Annotated in this window: 23 protein-coding genes; 6 read left to right on the forward strand and 17 right to left on the reverse strand. The window is 43.4% G+C overall.

Annotated elements, in window-relative coordinates; translation table 11 throughout:
• Nucleotides 1-236: 236 nt before the first annotated feature.
• Nucleotides 237-512: a hypothetical protein gene (locus ACIQ0C_RS07100; RefSeq protein WP_403058522.1), complete on the forward strand. Its 276-nt coding sequence runs from the start codon at nt 237-239 to the stop codon at nt 510-512.
• A gap of 44 nt (nt 513-556) precedes the next feature.
• Here ACIQ0C_RS07100 and ACIQ0C_RS07105 read toward each other — a convergent pair whose 3' ends face one another.
• The gene (locus ACIQ0C_RS07105) at nt 557-1,159 is read right to left on the reverse strand and encodes a DUF7010 family protein (RefSeq protein ID WP_403058525.1); all 603 of its coding nucleotides are present in this window, start codon (nt 1,157-1,159) and stop codon (nt 557-559) included.
• A 180-nt stretch (nt 1,160-1,339) separates the two neighbouring features.
• On the opposite strand from ACIQ0C_RS07105, the gene ACIQ0C_RS07110 reads away from it, so the two are divergent.
• Nucleotides 1,340-1,855 (forward strand): TetR/AcrR family transcriptional regulator, encoded by a 516-nt coding sequence (locus tag ACIQ0C_RS07110; RefSeq protein WP_402838085.1) that lies wholly within the window; start codon nt 1,340-1,342, stop codon nt 1,853-1,855.
• A 76-nt stretch (nt 1,856-1,931) separates the two neighbouring features.
• Nucleotides 1,932-2,876: an SDR family oxidoreductase gene (locus tag ACIQ0C_RS07115; protein ID WP_403058528.1), complete on the forward strand. Its 945-nt coding sequence runs from the start codon at nt 1,932-1,934 to the stop codon at nt 2,874-2,876.
• A 252-nt stretch (nt 2,877-3,128) separates the two neighbouring features.
• Here ACIQ0C_RS07115 and ACIQ0C_RS07120 read toward each other — a convergent pair whose 3' ends face one another.
• The 11 genes from ACIQ0C_RS07120 to ACIQ0C_RS07170 form a co-directional block, all read right to left on the reverse strand.
• Nucleotides 3,129-4,628, reverse strand: coding sequence for an amino acid permease (locus ACIQ0C_RS07120; RefSeq protein WP_403058531.1), 1,500 nt, complete (start codon nt 4,626-4,628; stop codon nt 3,129-3,131).
• 116 nt (nt 4,629-4,744) lie between these two features.
• Nucleotides 4,745-6,070 carry a peptidase gene (locus ACIQ0C_RS07125; RefSeq protein ID WP_403058534.1) on the reverse strand — a complete coding sequence of 442 codons (1,326 nt, stop codon included), beginning with the start codon at nt 6,068-6,070 and terminating at the stop codon, nt 4,745-4,747.
• Between the two features lie 11 nt (nt 6,071-6,081).
• A complete protein-coding gene (locus tag ACIQ0C_RS07130) occupies nt 6,082-7,263 on the reverse strand; it encodes a thiolase family protein (protein WP_403058537.1) in 1,182 nt (393 codons plus the stop codon).
• Nucleotides 7,264-7,282: 19 nt separating this feature from the next.
• Nucleotides 7,283-7,945: a 3-oxoacid CoA-transferase subunit B gene (locus ACIQ0C_RS07135; RefSeq protein ID WP_403058540.1), complete on the reverse strand. Its 663-nt coding sequence runs from the start codon at nt 7,943-7,945 to the stop codon at nt 7,283-7,285.
• Entirely contained in the window at nt 7,930-8,628 is a 699-nt protein-coding gene (locus ACIQ0C_RS07140) for a CoA transferase subunit A (RefSeq protein ID WP_403058543.1), read from the reverse strand. Before ACIQ0C_RS07140 ends, ACIQ0C_RS07135 begins: the two co-directional genes overlap by 16 nt.
• Before the next feature lie 10 nt (nt 8,629-8,638).
• Nucleotides 8,639-10,006 carry an aspartate aminotransferase family protein gene (locus ACIQ0C_RS07145; RefSeq protein ID WP_403058545.1) on the reverse strand — a complete coding sequence of 456 codons (1,368 nt, stop codon included), beginning with the start codon at nt 10,004-10,006 and terminating at the stop codon, nt 8,639-8,641.
• Between the two features lie 45 nt (nt 10,007-10,051).
• The gene (locus ACIQ0C_RS07150) at nt 10,052-10,291 is read right to left on the reverse strand and encodes a ferredoxin (RefSeq protein ID WP_286128837.1); all 240 of its coding nucleotides are present in this window, start codon (nt 10,289-10,291) and stop codon (nt 10,052-10,054) included.
• A 12-nt stretch (nt 10,292-10,303) separates the two neighbouring features.
• Nucleotides 10,304-11,170, reverse strand: coding sequence for a putative beta-lysine N-acetyltransferase (gene ablB / locus ACIQ0C_RS07155; protein ID WP_403058548.1), 867 nt, complete (start codon nt 11,168-11,170; stop codon nt 10,304-10,306).
• Between the two features lie 62 nt (nt 11,171-11,232).
• Nucleotides 11,233-11,499, reverse strand: coding sequence for a YokU family protein (locus ACIQ0C_RS07160; protein WP_403058551.1), 267 nt, complete (start codon nt 11,497-11,499; stop codon nt 11,233-11,235).
• Nucleotides 11,500-11,501: 2 nt separating this feature from the next.
• Nucleotides 11,502-12,944 (reverse strand): lysine 2,3-aminomutase, encoded by a 1,443-nt coding sequence (gene kamA / locus ACIQ0C_RS07165; protein WP_402838480.1) that lies wholly within the window; start codon nt 12,942-12,944, stop codon nt 11,502-11,504.
• Nucleotides 12,945-13,206: 262 nt separating this feature from the next.
• Nucleotides 13,207-14,688, reverse strand: coding sequence for a sigma-54 interaction domain-containing protein (locus tag ACIQ0C_RS07170; RefSeq protein WP_402838102.1), 1,482 nt, complete (start codon nt 14,686-14,688; stop codon nt 13,207-13,209).
• 161 nt (nt 14,689-14,849) lie between these two features.
• On the opposite strand from ACIQ0C_RS07170, the gene ACIQ0C_RS07175 reads away from it, so the two are divergent.
• A complete protein-coding gene (locus tag ACIQ0C_RS07175; protein ID WP_403058554.1) occupies nt 14,850-15,359 on the forward strand; it encodes a GNAT family N-acetyltransferase in 510 nt (169 codons plus the stop codon).
• A gap of 180 nt (nt 15,360-15,539) precedes the next feature.
• Here the strand turns inward: ACIQ0C_RS07175 and ACIQ0C_RS07180 are convergent, their stop codons facing one another.
• Complete coding sequence (locus ACIQ0C_RS07180) at nt 15,540-16,529, reverse strand: LacI family DNA-binding transcriptional regulator (RefSeq protein ID WP_403058557.1); 990 nt, start codon at nt 16,527-16,529, stop codon at nt 15,540-15,542.
• A 135-nt stretch (nt 16,530-16,664) separates the two neighbouring features.
• On the opposite strand from ACIQ0C_RS07180, the gene ACIQ0C_RS07185 reads away from it, so the two are divergent.
• Complete coding sequence (locus ACIQ0C_RS07185) at nt 16,665-17,513, forward strand: HAD-IIB family hydrolase (protein WP_403058560.1); 849 nt, start codon at nt 16,665-16,667, stop codon at nt 17,511-17,513.
• A 69-nt stretch (nt 17,514-17,582) separates the two neighbouring features.
• Here ACIQ0C_RS07185 and ACIQ0C_RS07190 read toward each other — a convergent pair whose 3' ends face one another.
• Both ACIQ0C_RS07190 and ACIQ0C_RS07195 read right to left on the reverse strand, forming a co-directional pair.
• Complete coding sequence (locus ACIQ0C_RS07190) at nt 17,583-18,500, reverse strand: peptidoglycan-binding protein (protein ID WP_403058563.1); 918 nt, start codon at nt 18,498-18,500, stop codon at nt 17,583-17,585.
• 139 nt (nt 18,501-18,639) lie between these two features.
• Complete coding sequence (locus tag ACIQ0C_RS07195; protein ID WP_403058566.1) at nt 18,640-18,840, reverse strand: hypothetical protein; 201 nt, start codon at nt 18,838-18,840, stop codon at nt 18,640-18,642.
• A 732-nt stretch (nt 18,841-19,572) separates the two neighbouring features.
• On the opposite strand from ACIQ0C_RS07195, the gene ACIQ0C_RS07200 reads away from it, so the two are divergent.
• Nucleotides 19,573-19,758 (forward strand): hypothetical protein, encoded by a 186-nt coding sequence (locus ACIQ0C_RS07200; protein ID WP_403058569.1) that lies wholly within the window; start codon nt 19,573-19,575, stop codon nt 19,756-19,758.
• Between the two features lie 97 nt (nt 19,759-19,855).
• On the opposite strand, the gene ACIQ0C_RS07205 is transcribed toward ACIQ0C_RS07200, so the two are convergent.
• Nucleotides 19,856-20,503 carry a 3-oxoacid CoA-transferase subunit B gene (locus ACIQ0C_RS07205; protein WP_402838111.1) on the reverse strand — a complete coding sequence of 216 codons (648 nt, stop codon included), beginning with the start codon at nt 20,501-20,503 and terminating at the stop codon, nt 19,856-19,858.
• 17 nt (nt 20,504-20,520) lie between these two features.
• Nucleotides 20,521-21,216: a CoA transferase subunit A gene (locus ACIQ0C_RS07210; protein ID WP_034309718.1), complete on the reverse strand. Its 696-nt coding sequence runs from the start codon at nt 21,214-21,216 to the stop codon at nt 20,521-20,523.
• Between the last annotated feature and the right edge of the window lie 3 nt (nt 21,217-21,219).

Genomic DNA, 21,219 nt, shown 5'->3' on the forward strand with positions numbered 1-21,219 from the left:
CAGTTACTTTTTGTTCACCGATATAGCTCAAAGGCGGTAAATCAGTTTCCTAAGCCAGGAAGTTCGCAGCTGCCCTTCCCTCTCTGCAGACCGTAAAAATGATTCATGTCCTTATCAATGCTTCTAAAATTTTATATTGTTATATATATTACAATATATTCCCATAAGTGACAACCTCAATTTTTTCATATCATCACAAACACTAAATTGGTATAATTAGTAAAAAAGGAGTTTCTATGAAAAGTTTAAGTCATTGGTCAGCCGTATTTGCAGTGATTGGTACTCTATCATTTTGCTGTTCCCTTGCTTCACCAAAAGCCTCCGAGCTGCTTATGATTTCAGGATTCGGTGCGTTGCTTATTGGTATGTTATGCAGTTTTGGGGCCATGTATAAAAATGAAAAAGGAATGTCGAAATTTTTGGCTTTGGCTGCATTTTTTCTTTTAAGTTTCATTCTCGTTTGGAATGAACCATTTCAAATTGTCAGGCTCTTGACCTGGATGAAAAATTAGCCAAAATGAAAAACCCGTTCGCCATGACGGGTTTTTTGATTGATTCAATCTTCATAGGCTATCGTTCGACTTGAATTCTTTATTCCAAGCCATAGCGTAAGTCCAGTGGTCCAAAGTATTAGCGCGCATCCAAAGCCGAGCAATGATAACGGTGCAAGGATTCGATGCTCCCCAAACATGACCGTGTCTGGCACAATCAGCCATGTGATAAGCGCCAATAAACAGAGAAGCACTCCTGTTGCATAGTAAACCTTGATTTGGAAAAGTGACGCCAAAGGTAAAAAATGAATCCCTACAATAATGGCGATGACTCCCGGTATAAGATTTGTCTGATTGATCAAGTTACAGATGGCAATGGCAATCCCAATCAGCAAACCTTCGGCAATGAAGACCATATTAAACAAAAATCCGGTACGCTTCAGACGCCTAGCCCCATTTTCTGAAACTTGATTGGACATTTTTTGTGATGCATGTATTAATGAGAGGCCACCGATAACCATGATGATTCCTACGAATATGGCTGCGAGTTCCACGTAGGGAAACCCCCACCCCTGCAATCCCATTACACCGGTACCCGCCCACAGTGTACCGAAGACCGCCACGAAAATGACTCCAATTCCAGAACCGCGAAACGCCTCTTTCATCATCAGTTTCCTTTCATCCACAGTATTATCGTACATAGAATAATAGTATTGCAGATCCTCCCCAATTATTCAGTTGCAAAAAAATGATTTAAATACCTTATTGCAAAAATTACCATACTGCGATATTATGTCATTAATTAGTAATTGATTAATCACTAATTAATTAAAATATGGAGGATACCAATGGCCAGACCCAAAAAAGAGAATCGAAAAGATGACATTCTGGAAGCTGGTTTGGAGGTTTTTGCAGATAAAGGCTACTACAATACAACGACTGCCTTAATTGCAGAAAAAGCCGGCATTTCGCAGCCTTATGTGTTTAAATTCTTTAAAACTAAAGAGGAGTTATTCGTAGCGGCTCTGGACCGGGCATACGAAAGGATCCTTCAAGCTTTTGAAATTGAATCAGGACCCGAAGACCTTGTTAACAAAATGATCAAGGTATATGAAGAATTGACTGAGTCCAATCCCAATGAAATTGCCCTGCAGGTCATAGGACTTTCAGTGACGGAAGACGCAATAAGAAATTCTACTCGATCAGGGTTAGCAAGCATTAGGAATCACACACTTGAAAAATTTCAATCTGCCGGAATTCCGAATGCCGAAGATCAAGTGACCACCTTCCTGGCGAGGGGGATACTCTGCAATATTTCCCACTTCATCAAGATGCCCGAGCTTATGGATGGCGGGGGCAAGTAAGAACCGATTTTCATCGGTTCCTTATTTTGAATATTCATTTAGTGATTAATCAATAAATTAAAAGGGGATGTAAGATATGAAGAAAGCTATTGTGTTGGGAGCAACCGGCGGATCAGGTCAAGTCATTGTTTCAGAACTGTTATCAAGGGGCACAGAAGTCATCGCTTTCGGTCGTTCAAGAAGTAAGCTGGAGCAATTAATGAAAGAGCATGATCATTCGCAACAATTATCATACAGAATGGGTGACATCTTTGATTATAAAACAATTGTAGAGGCTGCAGAAGATGCGGAAGTCATTTTTCAATGTGCCAACGTTCCCTATCAGGAGATGGCTTCAAAACTTCTTTCACTTGGGGAAAGTGTCATGAAGGCAACCGATATTTTAGGTAAGAAGGTTGTCATTGTAGATGGGATATATATCTATGGGCACCAAATTGCGAAAGGAGATGAAAACCATCCAAAACAGCCGCATACAAAAAAAGGGCAAATCAGGTTGGAATTCGAGAAGCTCATATTCAGCCAAAAATGGAAAAATGCCAGAGCATTGATTGTCAGGCTGCCCGACTATTATGGCGCTACCTCACAGAACTCCTACCTTCAGCCTACCTTGAATGGCCTAGCTGCCAATAAAACGTCCGTCTTTATCGGGGACTTAAAAACACCAAGAGAATATGTCTACTTACCGGATGCAGCAAAAATGATCGTGGAAATAGCAGAAAAAGACGACTCCTATGGAGAAAATTGGAACATTCCTGGGGCTGGTCTGATTTCCGGAAACGAAATCATCCAAATTGCCCGTCAGGTAACAGGACAGAAAAAGATGGTCCTTCCCCTTACAAAAAACATCATTCAGGTACTTGGCTTGTTCAACCCTTTCATGAAAGAAGTAGTGGAAATCATGTATTTAACCAAAGAAGGATTCATCCTGGATGGAGAAAAATATGAAAAACGCATCGGCCCCATACCTAAAACTCCATACAAAGAAGGAATGGAAGAAACAATGCGAACTTTAATGAGATAATTGCCGCTTTCGTCGATATAATTGGATTTTCGAAGATATATTCCTATTTTCGGAGATATAACTGGATTTTCGGAGATATAACTGGATTTTCGGAGATATATTCCTATTTTCTGAGATATAACTGGATTTTCGGAGATATATTCCTATTTTCGGAGATATAACTGGATTTTCGGAGATATAACTGGATTACGATACAAATCTTCATAAAAAAACCTGAGTCCCAAAGGGGAGCTCAGGTTTTTTCCATTGATATCAGGCCACATCTGATTTATCGAATTGACAATCTTTTAATGCTATTAATTTGGTCTTGTGATAAATCTTGTATCCTAACCAGATCACCAGGAATACCGGTAATCCGATGTAAGAGACAGCGACGCTATACCAGTCGATGCTGCCGCTTAGGAATGCTTCATAATTCTGTCCTGCTATGACGAGCATGCACAGGCTGAATGAAAGAATCGGACCGAATGGAAACCATTTTGCTTTATATTTCAATTCGTTTACGTCACCACCTTGTGCAACATAGGCACGTCTAAAGCGATAATGGCTTATGGCGATTCCAATCCAGGCGATGAAGCCAGTCAGCCCGGATGCATTCAATAGCCAAGTGAATACATGGTCCCCGAAAATGGAGGTCAAGAAGGCGAGTCCCCCAATTAAGGATGTCATGATCAAGGCATTCATCGGGATCCCCCTGCGGTTGACTTTGGCCAGGAATTTTGGAGCTTGACGATCTTTTGCCATCGACCATAACATCCGTGTTGATGCATATAGCCCGGAGTTCCCGGCGGATAGTAAGGAAGTTAACACGACCGCATTCATGACGGATGCCGCGAATGCCAGTCCTGCCCGTTCAAAGACAAGGGTGAAAGGGCTTACAGAAATATTTTCGACATCTCCGTTCAACAAGCTTGGACTCGTATACGGTATTAAGAGGCCGAGTATCAGGATCGCCCCGATGTAAAATAATAGGATGCGCCAAAATACTTGGCGGATTGCATTGGGAACATTTTTTTCGGGTTCTTCACTTTCCCCGGCAGCAATACCAACCAGTTCCGTGCCTTGAAAAGAAAATCCTGCGATTAGAAAGATTGAGATGATCGATAAAAATCCTCCCTTGAATGGTGCCTCATCCATGGTGAAGTTTTCAAATCCGATCACCTTTCCGCCAAAAATCCCCAATATGGTCAATAAACCAATAACGATGAAGCAAATGATGGCAATGACTTTTATTAGTGCAAACCAATATTCAGATTCACCATAGCTTTTAATGGATAGGGCGTTGAGGGTGAAGACGATTCCAAGAAATATGGCACTCCATATAAGGCTGGGTACATCAGGGAGCCAGAATTTCATGATGATGGCTGCTGCAGCTATTTCCACGGCAAGGGTGACTGCCCAGTTAAACCAATAATTCCAGCCAAGTGCAAAGCCGAATGCGGGATCAACAAAGCGTGTGGCATAGGTGGAAAAGGATCCCGATACAGGCATATATGTTGCCATTTCCCCTAAGCTCGTCATCAGGAAATAAACCATGATTCCAATGCAGGCATAGGCAGCGAGGGCACCACCGGGCCCTGCACTCTGGATGGTTGCCCCGCTCGCCAGGAATAATCCGGTTCCTATTGAACCGCCGATGGCTATCATGGTCATATGCCTTGCTTTCAGTTGCCTTTTAACTGTCGGTTCTTGATTATCAATGGGATTCCTTTTAACTGTCGGTTCTTGATTATCAATGAGATTCATGTCCATAAGGTTCCTACCTCATTTTCTTTTAAAGTTAAAAGTTCAAGAATAAAAGAGTTTTTTAACAACCGCTTTATGAATGACTTAATAGATCGCTTCACTTGCTGGGATGCCTATCCAGTTTAATTGCCATTCCCTGGTATCGTTTCCCTATTCCCGGATTGGGTGATCCCATCCTGCTCAGTCTCCATTCCACACCATTGAATTAAAGTAAGGGCAATGATCTCGGCTGTCGAGAACACGTTGTCGAGCAGGATGTATTCATTTGGATAGTGGGCAACCTCGGTTACTCCCGGCCCGAAAACGATTGCTGGCGTTTCACCGACATGTGTCAGCAATCCCCCGTCCGTTCCCCAAGGGGAGGCTTCAATGACCGGGTCCTGTCCGGCAACTTGCCGATATTGATGAACAAGCGCATTCATCAGTTCATGCTCTACATCAATTGCTCCTGGAACCCAGCGGGCCCCGAACCATTCCAATACGGGCGGGTTTTCCTTGAACCATTGGTCCGCTTCCTCAAGCTGCAATAACCAGGAAGCCATTTCGTCCTTCGCCTGTTCCATCGTTTCCTCCGGCGCAACGCCCATCCTTCCTTCGACTTTCACAAGGTCGGGAACGGATGACGGCCAATTACCGCCTTCAATGACGCCTAGATTGATTGGAATCGGAATAGGCGTGTTCTGATAAAGCGGATCACTGATACGTGCATTTCGCTTTTCTTCCAAGGCACGAATATGATTGATGACGGTCATGGTTTTTTCAATCGCACTAACGCCTTCATACCTTGTTCCGCCATGGGCTGACCGTCCTTTAACATGGATTCGGAACCACATCGAACCCTGCTGTTTCGGGAAGATCCTCATTTTCGTCGGTTCAGGGATCAGGGCGGCATCGGCTTTATATCCCCTCAGGACAGCCGCTAATGTTCCGGCCCCGCCGCTTTCTTCTTCAATCACACTTTGAAAAATGACATCTCCTTTTAATTGGATGCCATTTTCCTTCAATGCCTGCATCGCAAGGATCAGCGAAACATTTCCACCCTTCATATCGGTTACGCCGCGTCCAAACATCCTTCCATTCTTAATCGCTCCGCTATATGGGTCGTCATCCCACTGATCTCGGTCTCCGTCCGGTACCACATCGATGTGTCCGTTCAAGATGATGGAACGTCCGCCTCCAGTCCCTTTCATGATACCCACCACATTGGGGCTGTTGGAGAATTCACTGCGCGGAGAATAGAAATAAGAGTGCTTTTTCAGCTCGCCGCCGTCAGGTTCCCAACTATCGATCTGCAAACCCATTTCCTGCAGCTTTTGGGCGACGATGGCCTGTGCTCCTGCTTCATTTCCTTGTGTACTCGGGGCTTGTACCATTTTTTGCAATAGGTTCGTTCCTTCTTCCCGATGATCCTTGATCCATTGGTTTATCCGTTTTTGTATATCCGGCACATTTATCCTCCTTAATTACACATATTCTCATAGATTACTGAAAGTCCCATTCCGCCTGCCATACACAACGTTACCATTCCGTACTTAACTTGTGAACGCAACATTTCATGCATCAGTGTGACTGTCAATTTTGCACCTGTTGCTCCTACAGGGTGACCAAGTGCAATTGCCCCCCCATTGACATTGACAATATCCGGATTCAAATCTAACTCCTTGATCACTGCAAGTGCTTGGGCAGCAAAGGCTTCATTAAGTTCAATCAGTCCGATATCCCCTAACGATAGACCTGCTTTTTCCAATGCCTTTCGAGTAGCGGGTACTGGTCCAATCCCCATAACTCCAGGTTCAACTCCTGCACTGGCAAAAGCCTTTATTTTCAAGAGCGGTTTTAATCCCTTTTCTTCTGCTTGCTGCTTGGACATTAAAAGTACAGCTGCAGCCCCATCATTCATAGGACAGGCATTTCCTGCCGTAATGGTTCCTTCATTTTTGAATACTGCCTGAAGACTGGCTAGTTGATCTAGACGAATGTCCTCGCGTACCCCTTCGTCATGGTTGAAGATTTGAAGTCCTTTTCGATCCTTGATTTTAAGCGAAATAATTTCTCTATTAAAGCGACCCTCTTCTATAGCTTTCCAAGCCTTCTTGTGGCTTTGATAAGCAAATTTATCCTGTTCTTCACGACGGATACCATATTTTTCAGCCAAGCGCTCGGCAGTGACTCCCATATGATCATTTTCCAAGGAACATATTAATCCATCTGCCAGCAGAGCATCCTCCATCGTTAAGTTTCCAAATTTATTGCCCCATCTATTTTTCACGATATAAGGCACATTGCTCATGCTCTCCACTCCGCCGGCAATAATGACGTCTTCTTGACCAGCAGCGATAGTTAAAGCGGCGTTGGTAATGGCCTTTAAACCTGATCCACATGCTTTGATTACAACGTGTCCTGGGACACTGTGTGGGAAACATGCCAGCTGCGACGAAATTCGTGCCGAGTTAAGTCCGCCTCCGTGGACATAGCCGTGTCCGAAAATCACTTCATTGACTTTTTCTTTACCCAAACCGGAATTCTCCATTAAACCTTCCAATACTTGACGGCCCAATTCGGTAGCTTTAACATTCCTGAGTGATTTTCCAAAGGATCCAACTGCAGTTCGCGCCCCAGCAACGATGACAACCTCATTCAAGCTTTTTTCCTCCTCTTGCCTATTCAATGGTGCTGACGGCAGCATGGATTTTCAATGATGCCTCTGTATTCCTTATCACATCATCCACGGTATATGGCGCCATGACTTCCTTAAGCACCAATCCCTCTTCTGTTACTTCCATGACAGCCATATCCGTAATGATTAAATCCACACTCTTTCTTGCCGTCAATGGAAGCGTACATGTCTTCAAGATCTTAGATTCACCCTGCTTATTCACGTGATTCATCAGGACAATCACCTTTTTGGCTTTCTGGGCAAGCTCCATTGCACCGCCCATACCCGGCACCCGCTTTCCTGGGACGATCCAATTCGCCAAATCCCCTTTTTCACTGACTTCCAGGGCCCCAAGGATGGTGATGTCGATGTATCCTTTCCTGATCATCCCAAATGCCGTTGCACTGTCAAAGTAAGAAGCTCCCATTACAGTGGTGATCGGGAAACCTCCCGCATTACAGAGGGCAGGATCTTCTTTTCCGGGTTCAGGACTTGGACCCGTACCGAGAACTCCATTTTCCGCATGGAACAGCACATGTATATCTTGAGGAATATGATCCGCCACCAAGGTAGGGATGCCGATGCCTAAATTGACGATCAATCCGTCATGGATTTCCTTGGCGGCGCGTTTCGCGATGCGATTTCGTACATCTACTGCCATGCCCATTTCCAATTCACCCCTTTTGTCGGAATTACCATATCTACATAAATGCCTGGTGTGGCAATACATTCCGGATCCAATTCGCCTGCAGGAACGATTTCCTCCACTTCCGCAATCGTGAAGGCACCTGCCATCGCTACCAGCGGATTGAAATTACATGCAGTCTTGTCGTACACTAAATTCCCAAGTGAATCGGCCTTTTTGGCATGGACGATGCTTACTTCAGCCGTCAAAGCGGTTTCCACCAAATATTCTTTTCCTTCTATCACAATCTTGTCCTTGCCTTCTTCGGATATCGTACCAATCCCGACATCGACAAAAATCCCGCCTAAGCCTACACCGCCGGCACGAATCCGTTCGGCTAATGTCCCCTGCGGTGAAAATTCGACTTGGAGCTTTCCTTCAGTCATGAGCTTGCCGGCATTAGGATTGGATCCGATATGCGAGGCAATCACTTTCTTTGCCCTTTCAGCAGTCACAAGCCGGCCAATGCCGATATCAGGAAATCCAGTATCATTGCCAATCAAGGTCAATTCCTTAACGCCCTTGGCAAGGATGCCCTGTACAAGCGTCGGAGGAGTCCCCACTCCGCCAAATCCGCCATACATGAGTGTGCATCCATCGGAAATATGCTCCAGCGCTTCTTCCATGGTCACAATTTTGTTTTTCTTCGTAATGACCTGCTTCATACCGTTCCTCCTAAATAGCCTGCATGTCTTCAATCAAGCCTTCCGCGTGCAATTCTTGCTGTAACTCTTCGAGGGAAGCTTCCAGTATCTTGACGAGGCGATCGATTTCTTCATTCGTAATGATTAATGGCGGAGATATGATAACCGCATCACCAGCGATTCCTTCAATCGCACCTGCAGCAGGATAGATTATCAACCCCTTCGCAAAAGCCTTGTTGACAAGCCTTGGAGTCAGGCCGATTTGCAAGTCGAAAGGCGTTTTTGATACCCGATCTGAGACAAACTCGAGTCCAAGGAGAAGCCCTTTCCCCCTCACATCACCGATGATGTCGAATTCTTTAGCCAACCCTTGCAGTTTCTTAAACAGATATTGACCTTTCTCTTCCGCTGCCCGAACCAGGTCATTGCGCTCAATGTAGGAAAGCACTTCCAATGAAACGGCTGCCGATAGAGGGTTTGCACTATATGTGTGTCCGGCCATGATTGATTTTGAGCCTTTTAATATGGGCTCCATGACACGGTCAGTAATCATCGTGGCTGCGATTGGAGTATACCCCGCGCTCATTCCTTTACCCAATGCAATGATATCCGGGGTGACTCCCCAGTGTTCCATTGCGAACATTTTTCCTGTCCGGCCGATTCCCGTCATTACCTCATCGGCGATAAAAAGAATGTCATAGGTTTCGCAGATTTCCTTAATCCTTTGATAGTAGCCATCCGGCGGTGTTACAGCACCAGCCGATGCCCCGATTATCGGTTCTGCGATGAAGGCTGCGATATTCTCGGAGCCGACCCTTTGAATGGCTGTCTCCAGTTCATCTGCACACTTAAGCTTGCATCCTGATGTTTCATTATTATGAGGACAGCGATAGCAGTAAGGAGCAGATATGCTAGGAAAATCCTCCAATAGCGGCACAAAACGTTTTCTTCTTGGTACATGGCCTGACATCGATAAAGCGCCCATCGTGATCCCGTGATAACTCGTCCACCTGGAGATTATGCGATTTTTTCGCTCGAACCCTTTTTCTTGCCAATGTTGAATCGCGATCTTCATTGCCGTTTCGGTCGCTTCCGATCCACTGTTCACAAAAAATGACCAATTCAAATCCCCTGGAGCCAGCTCACTTAGCTTTTTGGCCAATGCCTCTGCGGCTCCGCTCGTAAAATGAGACCTATATGCAAAAGAAACCTTGCGGGCCTGCTCCGTCATCGCCTCGACAATATCCAATACACCATGTCCAATACTTGCCGTGACTGCACCTGATGAGCCGTCTATATACTGTTTTCCATCTGTATCATAAAGATAAATTCCATTCCCATGAGAGATAGTGGGATAGTCCTGATCTAAAGTAGGCTTAATCAAATGATTTCGTTCCATTTCATCTCTCCTTTTTAACGTTCGTACACATTATCTATTAATCTATTACGTTTTTAAAAGACTAAAAGGCTCATCCTGAATCAGGATGGATTCCGTAGGGCAGCCTTCCATGGCATCTTGCATGTCATCATGCAGGATTTCAGGAACTTCGGCAATCCCCTGATTATCGTCCAGGATGACGAAAGCGATCCCTTGATCGTCATAGTCATAAATCTCAGGACCTGTTGAACCGCACGCCCCGCACGCAATGCAGGTTTCTTTATCAACCCATGTGTATTTAGCCATAGAAAAATCCTCCTACTTGAGGGATAAATCTTTACCCCAAATATTCATGTCCTCATACTTATCCCAAATATTGCAATTCTTCGTTAATCTGCCCCCATATTCATATCCCAGCTGATGAAAGACGGCGTTCATGCCCATTGACAATGAACGGGCCAATGAATAAGAGCAATAAATATTTTTCCTGAACAATTCTTGTTCCAATGCGGAGATGAGCACCTTCATGAAACCATGCTTTCGATGCTGGGGAATTGTTGCACAGTCCGTTATTTCAGCATTGTGATACATCTCATTCACTTCAGCGGATGCAGCACTCACGATGGTTCCTTCATATTCGATAACACTAAAGATCGTACCTTCCTCCATCACTTTCTTGATATATCGCTCATCATTCATCGGTGTAGGATAGGTTTCAAAAATGGCACCATATAACTTCGCCAGCTCTTGTGCATCTTTCTCCGAAGCAGACCGGAGGATATAACCTTCAGGTATTTGCTGGGATTCAATCGGTCTAGAAACCCTGCTTACATCTTGGATGACTTTATCTTCCTTGACCCAAAAGTCGCTTGTCCGCCTTTCATCCGTTAAATAGAAGGCCATGCAATAGGCGTCATTCCCTTTGAAATACTTGCTCAATATTCCTTCCAGCATGAATCCTTGACTTAACGCCGCTGATAAATCTTCATTCCTGGCTTTTAGTATCACTTTTGTAAAGCCCTGCTCCTTTGCGATGGCAAGGGCCCGATCGATCGCTTTTTTGAGATTTCCCCGATAATCATCCATGCGTAAGCGCTGATTGGCATGATCATGATAGAGTTCCATCGTATAACAATCCCCGGTCTCCATTTGGGTGAAAAAAGGCAGCTTTTGAACAGGCATCATGTATCCCCCTTATTTAAAGAATTCGGGAGAAGAGATGCATATCATCCGCTTCTCCCGGCATTCTATTTCCAATTGAATAATTTTTTGACAGGTGCCTGAAGAAGCTGATCATACGTGAATTCATCAGGATATTCACTAACATCATATATGGATAAGGCTTCATCCACCTTTTGATTCATCGAATCAGATACATAGATTCCACATTCAGGACAGTTTATGGCTGGAACTTGAAGGACTTTTATTGAGCGTTTCCCGTCAGGCATGATCCAGTAACAATCCTTCTTTACACTTTCTTCTACATTTGGGGCATTGCACCACAAGCAGTCCATCTTCACTCCTCCTTACCATCAGATTTCACCGAGCCACTAGCGGCCAAGGCATTCTTTTTTTCTTGGGCTAACCTTAATTTTTCCTTCATTTCATCCCGTTTATCACGGCGATCCTTCAAGGAAGCATGTTCCTCAGTGCTTTCATACGCTTTTCTCTTATCAAGACGACGAAGGCCCTCTGGAACCAAGTTGAATTTCTCGTCAGTCATGAGCGCGGAAATCCCGACGGCTTCTTTCCTATCCGCAGTACCATACACTTCATCAAAGTAAGCATCCGCACTGCCGGCAACATAATTCTTCGGCTCCGGATAGCTTGTGATTACTCCTTCAAAGTTCCGTAAAACGACTTTATCCGGACTTTGCGAAAGAAGGTAATTCGGGGTCAAGGCAATCTTTCCGCCACCGCCAGGAGCATCCACCACAAAGGTTGGCACTGCATATCCTGATGTATGGCCGCGCAGCGCTTCAATGATTTCCAGTCCTTTTGAAACCGGCGCCCGGAAATGGCCAATGCCTTCAGATAGATCACATTGATAAATGTAATAAGGTCTTACCCTTGCTTTTACACAGTCATGCATAAGCTTTTTCATGATATGGACACTATCGTTGATACCAGCCAGGATGACTGCCTGATTACCAAGCGGCACTCCTGCCATCGAGAGCATATCACATGCCTTTTTCGCTTCATCCGTCAATTCAAGTGAATGATTGAAATGCGTATTCAACCAAACCGGATGGTATTTTTTCAGAATATTACATAAATTTTCCGTAATCCTCTGCGGGAAAACGACCGGTGCACGTGTGCCGATCCTGATGATTTCCACATGCGGGATGGCGCGTAAATTACTCAATACGTATTCAAGGATCTTATCATTGATCAACAGGCCGTCACCGCCAGAGATCAGGACGTCCCTCACTTCCGGAGTGTTCCGGATATATTCAATCGCCCCGTCAAGCTGCTTCTTGGGAACACCCATGCCAACCTGACCTGAAAAACGGCGTCGCGTACAATATCTGCAGTACATGGAGCATTGGTTCGTTACAAGGAATAGAACACGGTCCGGATAACGATGCGTCAATCCTGGAACAGGGGAATCCTCATCCTCATGCAGCGGATCCTCCAAATCATATCTAGTCTTGTTCATTTCTGCCGAAAGCGGTACAGACTGTAAACGAATCGGACAGCGAGGATCATCGGGATTCATCAAAGAAGCATAATAAGGCGTAATGTTCAACGGAATCGTTTGAGTCGAAATCCGGACTCCTTCCTCTTCGTCCGGTGTCAGGTTGACGACCTTTTTCAGATCATCCAGTGTTTTAATCGTATTGGTCAATTGCCAGATCCAATCATTCCACTGCTCTTCCGTTACATCCTTCCACAATTCGATATCATTATAATGCCTGCGTCCACCTAGGTATTCTTTATGTTTTACATCAATTCCCATTAAATTCATTTATAATGCCCCCTTATTATAAGAACTTATCAATATACTCTCGCAAGAATGATGCCAACATTAATACCAAGGGAAATATAAGCAAAACGGGGTAAATCGAGCTTAAAACCGCAAGATATTTTTCATTATGCATAATTTTTTGCAGCCAGATTCTTTGCGCCAAGCAATAAAAAAAAGGCTCTCTATACAAAAGAGCCCTCTTCAAGTTACATCATGATCAAGAAAGTGACAGCGTTTCCAAAAAAAACCGAAATCACTTGGATCCCTTCGATCCTGCCGTATAAACTTTTTCAATGCCGTACTTGTTTAACTTATATTGCAGTCCCTGTCTTTTAATATTGAGGGCTTCTGCTGTTTTGCTGATATTCCCGTTATACTTCTCGAACATATTGATGATCATTTCCTTTTCCATTTCTTCAAGAACGACAGGTAAATCAATCTTGTTTTTCAATGGGGAAGGCTGGCTCTGTGCATTAGCTGCAGCGTAATTTCCTGAAGGGAAAAGATAAGCAGGAAGATGATGTTCATCAATCATATCCTCCCCAGCGTCCATGACATTGAAGGTTAACTCGATGGCATGTCCCAGTTCACGAATGTTCCCGGGCCATGGATATTGAAGAAGCCGCTGCATCGCCTTTTGACTGATTCCGCGCACTTCCGTAAAAAATGATTTGTTGAATTTTTGAATAAAGTGATTGACGATTTCCGGAATATCCGTTTTACGCTCAGAAAGAGAAGGCATTTGGATCGTCACGACATTGAGGCGAAAAAATAAATCCGAACGAATGATTCCCCGCTCCAACGCCTCTTCTGGAGAAATGTTCATCGCAGCAATGATCTTCACATTAATCTTTTGCTCCTTCGAACCTCCAACACGGCGCACCTCACCTTCCTGAAGCACCCGCAGCAATTTTGCCTGCAGACCGAGGTCAAGGCTATTCAGCTCATCAAGGAAAAGGGTACCGCCATTTGCCTGCTCAAAAATGCCCATGCGATCCATAGCTCCGGTAAAAGCCCCTTTCGTCGTGCCGAACAGCAGCCCCTCCATCAATTCCTTTGGAACGGCCGCACAGTTTTGCGCGATGAATGGCTGATTTCGCTGAGCACTTACATTATGTATACTTTGCGCGACCAGCTCTTTCCCTGTCCCTGTTGGTCCATAAATCATGACTGGGGAATGTGTACGGGCCGCTTTTTTCGCCAATGAAATCGCTTGCTGAAAAGCGGGGCTATTGCCGATCAAATCACTAAAATGATAGGTCGCCGTGCCTTCAGAGAACTTATTTTTCTTATGGGTCTCGGCCAGCTGGGAACGCAAATCGACAATTTGGTCATACATATTCATGACCTTCGTAATATCCTTTGCGATTTCCACTGCCCCAATAATTTCACCATCCTCATACAAAGGATACGTACTATTGATCGACGTTATTTTTTTCTCCTTTAAATTGACATATGTTTGAATGGACTCAATCGTTTCATTGCCTTTTTCCAATGCCACATGCAACGTACTGGATTCATCAGTCAATGAAGGATAAAGCTGAAAAATATTCTCCCCCAGCACCTGCTCCCGATCCAGCCCGTCGATATGCGCCATCATTTCATTGTAAAAAACCGTATCCCCATCTTTATTCACAATATGGACACCCACATTGATCACATTCAATATCCATTCAAATTGAGTGGAAAACTGATTTACTGAAGATTTCATTTCTTCATCTCCGTTCTCTGTCATTTGATAGAATCACCTGTAAATTATAGCATTTAATGGGAAACATTCATCTCTTTATTCTTATTAAAATCAAACTTCAACACAAAGGCAATAGGATAATGAGGTCAAATAAAGGAATCTAGCATTTAGCCAAGAAGATTATATAAGAAAAATAAAATTTAGGGGTGAGTCAGATTTCGGGAACTAGATTAGAAATTAAACCGTGGGAAGATAAAGACCTTGAATTACTATTTCAACTAAATGCCCCAGAAATGATGGAGCATCTAGGCGGACCAGAAAGTAATGAACAAATCCTGAAACGTCATCAGCGGTATCTGCAGATTGGAGATAAAGGATGCATGTTTAGCATCAACCCGTTTCCAGAGGCAAAGGCAGCCGGTTCCGTTGGCTACTGGCAAAAAGTATGGAACGATGAATTTGTGTACGAAATCGGTTGGAGCGTCCTCCCTTCCTTTCAAGGAAAAGGAATCGCATCTCATGCCGTGATGGCACTGATAGAGAAAATCAAAGCCGAACGAAAATACAAAAACATTCACGCATTCCCTTCGATCAGTAATCCTGCATCAAACGCAATTTGCCGCAAGCTCGGCTTCAATCTCATCTCCGAATGTGAATTCGAATACCCGCTAGGGAGCTTTATGCAATGCAATGATTGGTGCCTGGAACTTGAATGAATTCTTTAGATGGATAGCGGAAGGATTATTCTCGGGTCGAATTATGTTGGGTTTAGGTGAATTATTTCCCGGGAAAGTCGAATTATTCTGGGGGTTGGTCGGATTATTCCCGGGGTAGGACGTCCCATCCGTCAATATTCATATAACTGAAACCGAGAAGTTATTATATCTTTATGAAGGTTAGGTTGATTCTCTGATTTTAAGTTTGGTAGGCAATTTAATGACGTCGCGCTTTACTTTCAAATCATCATTTAAATATTTTATCAACTCTATTACAGTGCGTTGTCCTAGTTCCATAATCGGTATATCGATTGTGGTTATGGTGGGGGTCGTGACTTGGCAAATAGATTGATTATCATAACCAACTATAGCTAGGCATTCCGGTATTTTATAGCCCAACATAGTTGCCTTTTTAATAATTCCTGCTGCTACCTGATCATTTCCAGTAAATAAGGCAGTAGGTTTTTCTTTTAATTTTATTATTTCATCACAAATACGGAATCCATCTTCAATATTAAATCCATGCCCAAATATCCAGTCTTCATTATGTAGTAAATTATTATCCGCTAAAGCTTTTAAAAACCCCTCTTTTCTTTGACCTTGGGCCTGACTATAAGTAGTGTCGTAGCAAAAACCTATCTTCCTATGGCCTTTTTTTATTAAATGATTAACGGCTTTGTATGTCGCTTCGAATTCATCATAACCAATAATTGGTATGGAGGCGGAATGATGGTATTCATTACACAGTAAAATTGGGCCGTATGTCAAATAAGGCTTTATTACATTCCATTCATTTTCTAATGCTCCTAAAATAACCCCATCTACTTCTCTATTCTTTAATTTTCCCATAACATCTAATTCATTTTTCGAATCATAAAAGGTTTGAAAAATAAGAACTTTATAATCATTTTCCAATGCTGCTAGAGATACTCCTTTAACCAATTGGGCAAAGAATGGATGATCGAATCTTGGGACTGATATTGCAATGGTTTTGGTTTTATTTGCCCTGAAATTCCGGGCAAGTGAACTTGGTGCATAATCAAGCTCTTCAATGACCTTTAAGATTTGTTCCCGTTTTTCTTTAGATACATATGGATGATTATTTAAGACTCTAGATACCGTTGTTTTAGAGACATTACACATCTTGGCTATCTCGCTAATTTTCGTCATTTAATCCCATCCTTGTAATAAGTGGTTGACATGTTATCGATTTCAGAAGTTATTATAAATCCGTTCCTAATATATTAACAAAATTTTTCTGAGTTGTATTTTTAAAAAGTTATGGAAGCTAATGGAGGGATTGTTATGTTATTGAATAAAAAGGGCGGGTTTAAGTTACTGCCAAATGTTGAAGACCCAAAATACATTGTATTCTGTGATTTTGATGAAACCTATTATCCTCACTCCATGAGTCTCGAGAGGCAGAAAGATTTATATGAACTTGAAAATTATTTAGAGGCAAAAAGCATTGATGAAGAACTTGTCTTTGGCTGGGTCACTGGGAGTAGTATCGAATCAATATTACATAAAATGGAACGTGGTGGGTTCAGGTTTTTCCCGCATTTTATTGCCAGCGACCTAGGTACCGAAATCACCTATTTCTCAGAAAATAATTTTTTGGAAAAGGACCCCGATTGGCATTCACAGATTAATATCGAAGAATTTAATAAAAGGAAAGTCGATGAAATTTATAATGTTCTGCATAACGGCAATATCCCATTGATTCCCCAGACTCAACTGGGAAGTTCACGCTACAAAAGAAATTATTATTATCAAATACAACATGAATCCGTCGACAAGAAGAACTTAGCCACCATCCAAAGGGTGGCCAAAGAGTACGGGATAGGGGTGAATATCAATCGTTGCAATCCACTTGCCGGCGATCCTGAAGATAGTTATGATATAGACTTTATCCCATTAGGTACTGGAAAAAATGAGATTGTACGTTTTATGCTAGACAAATTCGGGCTGAGTCGGGAGCATGCCTTTGCATTCGGGGATAGCGGCAATGATCTGCTCATGTTAAAAAGTGTCAAACATGGTTACCTGGTAGGGAATGCAACTCAAGAAGCCAAGGAGGCTCATACTAAGATAGCGACAGGTACGTACTCTAAAGGAATATTAAGAACCTTGCAATCGATCATTACTATTTAAGGGGAAGTATAAGTAATGATGAAAAGGTAGTTGGTGGCTCTTGCACAGCTTTACGGTATGGATTTTCTTTCAAGCAAACAATTCATTCCATGTTACTTTGCCTGCAAGCTTATCAGCGGGAATCTTGTTTGCTTTTTGGTATTTGAATAATGCCGCCTCGGTTTTTTCCCCGAATACTCCGTCAAGGAGACCGGGGTTAAATCCTTTCAGATATAGCGCTGCTTGCAGGATCCATGTGATATTGCAGCTAGCTCCTTTTTTTATTATGACGGTTGCATTCTTCGTTTTAGGCCCCCATTTTCCATCGACAACAAGCTTTTTATTGAATTGCTTATTCAATTCCGTTTGTAAACCTATTATAAGGGCCGTTCGAGTGTCGGGACCATAAAACCCATCATCCTCGATATTCGTTTCATATCGGCCATTTAATGTTTTTTGAATCGAAATTATATGATTATCTCCTTTGCCGGTATTCGGGATTGCCATTTTTTCCAATTTGGGGGTGAGTTGAGGTTTTTTTCCTGATTGTAACTGTTTATAAGATAGCCCGCCTGTCATCTCCAGGTGGGGATAATCCTTGAATGAACTCCAATCCCCGCCCCATTTAAATCCTAAAGCCTTACCTATGGCAGACACGCGCTGCCACTTTGAATCAACTTTCCATATCGCTCTCCTGCCATCATCACTCACAATGAAGAAATCAATAGCCAGTCCATAATTATGATAGGATTGCCCTGGCTTAGCGTTCGTCACGATAGGTTTAGCTAGATTACTATAGTTTATTCCATTGTAGCTGTAAACTCGTCCTTGACCATAAAGGTTGGCTTGTTCTTCCATAGAGCGATAACCTGCACTTATCTGTACAGTGATCCCTTCATTATAAGCACGTTCCACCATTTCCAATGCTGATGCCTTCACAACAGGATTCATCCCTTTGCCCATCTTTTTCACTGATCTCTCCAATAATGTTCGTAATGCTACTTTCACTGTAATCCCTCCTTTTAGTTCCCATCAAACTTTATATAAGCCTTTTTAACGGAAAAGTAGCAGAGTTGTAAAAGTTTGTTCTCATTTATTGGAGAATAGAAGGAAAATGTTATTTATTTAACAAACGTTCCAGTTGATTTCAGAAATCCGCTCCCTTTCCGCCGACTGTCTGCCAAGCCTCCTCGCCGGTAAACGGCTGTGGGGTCTCGGCTAGCCAGTTATTCGGCAGGAGTGTCGCATATTTCTTCCATCCATTAAGGGTTACAATAAAACAACATGACGGATAACCTGGTCTTAAACTTGGTTCGGGATGAGTCCAGCATACAGTTTTCCTTAACAAACGCTCCAGTTGATTTCTGAAATCCGCTCCCTTTCCGCCGACTGACTGCCAAGCCTCCTCGACGCAAGCGTCTGTGGGGTCTCAGCTAGCCAGTTATTCGGCAGGAGTGTCGCATATTTCTTCCATCCATTAAGGGTTACAGTAAAACAACATGACGGATAGCCTGGTCTTAAACTTGGTTCGGGATGATTCCAGCATACAGTTTTCCTTAACAAACGTTCCAGTTGATTTCTGAAATCCGCTCCCTTTCCGCCGACTGCCTGCCAAGCCTCCTCGACGCAAGCGTCTGTGGGGTCTCGGCTAGCCAGTTATTCGGCAGGAGTGTCGCATATTTCTTCCATCCATTAAGGGTTACAGTAAAACAACATGACGGATAACCTGGTCTTAAACTTGGTTCGGGATGAGTCCAGCATACAGTTTTCCTTAACAAACGTTCCAGTTGATTTCTGAAATCCGCTCCCTTTCCGCCGACTGACTGCCAAGCCTCCTCGCCGGTAAACGGCTGCGGGGTCTCGGCTAGCCAGTTATTCGGCAGGAGTGTCGCATATTTCTTCCATCCATTAAGGGTTACAGTAAAACAACATGACGGATAGCCTGGTCTTTAACTTGGTTCAGGGCGGGAGCAATCCGAAACTCCTATTGCCGAGAAATTGATGGAACCGCAAGAATGTAGACGAATTGAGAGAAGAGCCAGTTTCCCTACTATATTTCTAAAAAAAGAAGTCCAGTTGATTGGAACGGAAGGTGCGAGACTCCTGCGGGAAAAGCGCGTCAAGGGGAGACCCCGCAGGCGCAAAGCGACGAGGGCCGACCGCCCGCGGAAAGCGAGTGCCTGGAGTGGAAATCATTACACATACCTTCTTAAATGTCTGCCAAGTATTGATAACTGAGGTGAAAAAGCTTGTTGTTCCTTCATGATAGAAAGGGAATTTCTCCAAAAAAATAAGACTGCTTCCGTTCGCCCGTTTGCGAATGAAAGCAGTCTTATAATGTATTATTTTATTAATCTCTTAACTTACGCTTTAATTTCAATAGATGGGCTTATTGTAAAGTCAGCCTCTGTTTTACTTTTCACTTCATCAAGTGTTACGCCATTTTGCAATTCAATCAATTCCATGCCAGCTTCCGTAAACTGAAAAACAGCCAGTTCGGTAATCAGGCAATGGACGACTTTTTCTCCCGTCAATGGCAATGTACAGCTTTTTTTCACTTTGGATTCCCCATGCTTGTTCACATGGTCCATGATGACGACAATTCGTTTTGCACCTTGGACGAGGTCCATCGCTCCCCCCATTCCTTTTACCATCTTTCCTGGAATCATCCAGTTTGCCAAGTCCCCATTCTCGGAAACCTCCATCCCGCCTAAAATGGCTAGATCGATGTGGCCGCCGCGAATCATCGCGAATGATTCAGCGCTATCAAAAAATGATGCTCCCGCTTTTGCCGTTACCGTTTCTTTTCCTGCATTGATCAAATCCGGATCGACTTCATCTTTTTGGGGATAAGGCCCGATTCCCAGTAAGCCATTTTCCGATTGAAGCATGACATTAAAGTCATTTGGAATCATGTTGGCAATCAAGGTCGGCATTCCAATCCCTAAATTCACACACATACCATCTTTGATTTCTTTAACGGCCCGTTCTAAAATTAGTTGTCTAGTCATTCGAATACTCCTCCTTTTTATGCGTTAGCAGTTGTAAGTCTTTCAATTCGTTTTTCATAGTCATTCCCTACAAGCACTTTCTGTACATAAACCCCTGAAGTATGAATTTCATCTGGATCGAGCTCCCCTGTGCCCACGAGCTCCTCCACTTCGACAAGCGTGACTTTCCCTGCTGTGGCAACGACAGGGTTAAAATTCCTTGCCGTTTTCCGATATACAAGATTACCGAAATGATCTGCTTTCCAGGCTTTTACAAAGGCAAAATCTCCGACTATTCCTTTTTCCATAATGTATGTGCGGCCATCAAACTCTTTATGTTCTTTACCTTTTGCGACTTCCGTTCCTACTCCTGTAGCTGTATAAAAGGCAGGAATTCCCGCTCCGCCCGCTCTTAAACGCTCGGCCAGCGTTCCTTGGGGAACTAGCTCGACCTCAAGCTCGCCACTTAAAAATTGCTGTTCAAATAACTTATTTTCCCCAACATAAGAAGCGATCATTTTCTTGATTTGTTTATTTTCAAGCAATAGACCTAGACCCCAATCATCGACACCACAATTGTTGCTGACAATCGTCAAATCCTTTACACCTTTGTTACGCAAAGCTATGATAAGTTTTTCTGGTATTCCGCTTAATCCGAACCCGCCTACGATAATGGTTGCTCCATCCTCGATTTGTTGAATAGCGCTATCAAAAGATGTTAATAATTTACTCATTTT

Origin of the sequence: Peribacillus sp. NPDC096448, assembly GCF_044762675.1 — a bacterium.
Taxonomy (GTDB): domain Bacteria; phylum Bacillota; class Bacilli; order Bacillales; family DSM-1321; genus Peribacillus; species Peribacillus frigoritolerans_B.

What these genes read in the sequence shown, in the direction of transcription:
- ACIQ0C_RS07100 (WP_403058522.1), top strand. Translation starts at nt 237, where the DNA reads ATGAAAAGTTTAAGTCATTGGTCAGCCGTATTTGCAGTGATTGGTACT.
- ACIQ0C_RS07105 (WP_403058525.1), bottom strand. Translation starts at nt 1,159, where the DNA reads ATGATGAAAGAGGCGTTTCGCGGTTCTGGAATTGGAGTCATTTTCGTG.
- ACIQ0C_RS07110 (WP_402838085.1), top strand. Translation starts at nt 1,340, where the DNA reads ATGGCCAGACCCAAAAAAGAGAATCGAAAAGATGACATTCTGGAAGCT.
- ACIQ0C_RS07115 (WP_403058528.1), top strand. Translation starts at nt 1,932, where the DNA reads ATGAAGAAAGCTATTGTGTTGGGAGCAACCGGCGGATCAGGTCAAGTC.
- ACIQ0C_RS07120 (WP_403058531.1), bottom strand. Translation starts at nt 4,628, where the DNA reads ATGGACATGAATCTCATTGATAATCAAGAACCGACAGTTAAAAGGAAT.
- ACIQ0C_RS07135 (WP_403058540.1), bottom strand. Translation starts at nt 7,945, where the DNA reads ATGGGCATGGCAGTAGATGTACGAAATCGCATCGCGAAACGCGCCGCC.
- ACIQ0C_RS07140 (WP_403058543.1), bottom strand. Translation starts at nt 8,628, where the DNA reads ATGAAGCAGGTCATTACGAAGAAAAACAAAATTGTGACCATGGAAGAA.
- ACIQ0C_RS07145 (WP_403058545.1), bottom strand. Translation starts at nt 10,006, where the DNA reads ATGGAACGAAATCATTTGATTAAGCCTACTTTAGATCAGGACTATCCC.
- ACIQ0C_RS07150 (WP_286128837.1), bottom strand. Translation starts at nt 10,291, where the DNA reads ATGGCTAAATACACATGGGTTGATAAAGAAACCTGCATTGCGTGCGGG.
- ablB (WP_403058548.1), bottom strand. Translation starts at nt 11,170, where the DNA reads ATGATGCCTGTTCAAAAGCTGCCTTTTTTCACCCAAATGGAGACCGGG.
- ACIQ0C_RS07160 (WP_403058551.1), bottom strand. Translation starts at nt 11,499, where the DNA reads ATGGACTGCTTGTGGTGCAATGCCCCAAATGTAGAAGAAAGTGTAAAG.
- kamA (WP_402838480.1), bottom strand. Translation starts at nt 12,944, where the DNA reads ATGGGAATTGATGTAAAACATAAAGAATACCTAGGTGGACGCAGGCAT.
- ACIQ0C_RS07170 (WP_402838102.1), bottom strand. Translation starts at nt 14,688, where the DNA reads ATGACAGAGAACGGAGATGAAGAAATGAAATCTTCAGTAAATCAGTTT.
- ACIQ0C_RS07180 (WP_403058557.1), bottom strand. Translation starts at nt 16,529, where the DNA reads ATGACGAAAATTAGCGAGATAGCCAAGATGTGTAATGTCTCTAAAACA.
- ACIQ0C_RS07185 (WP_403058560.1), top strand. Translation starts at nt 16,665, where the DNA reads ATGTTATTGAATAAAAAGGGCGGGTTTAAGTTACTGCCAAATGTTGAA.
- ACIQ0C_RS07205 (WP_402838111.1), bottom strand. Translation starts at nt 20,503, where the DNA reads ATGACTAGACAACTAATTTTAGAACGGGCCGTTAAAGAAATCAAAGAT.
- ACIQ0C_RS07210 (WP_034309718.1), bottom strand. Translation starts at nt 21,216, where the DNA reads ATGAGTAAATTATTAACATCTTTTGATAGCGCTATTCAACAAATCGAG.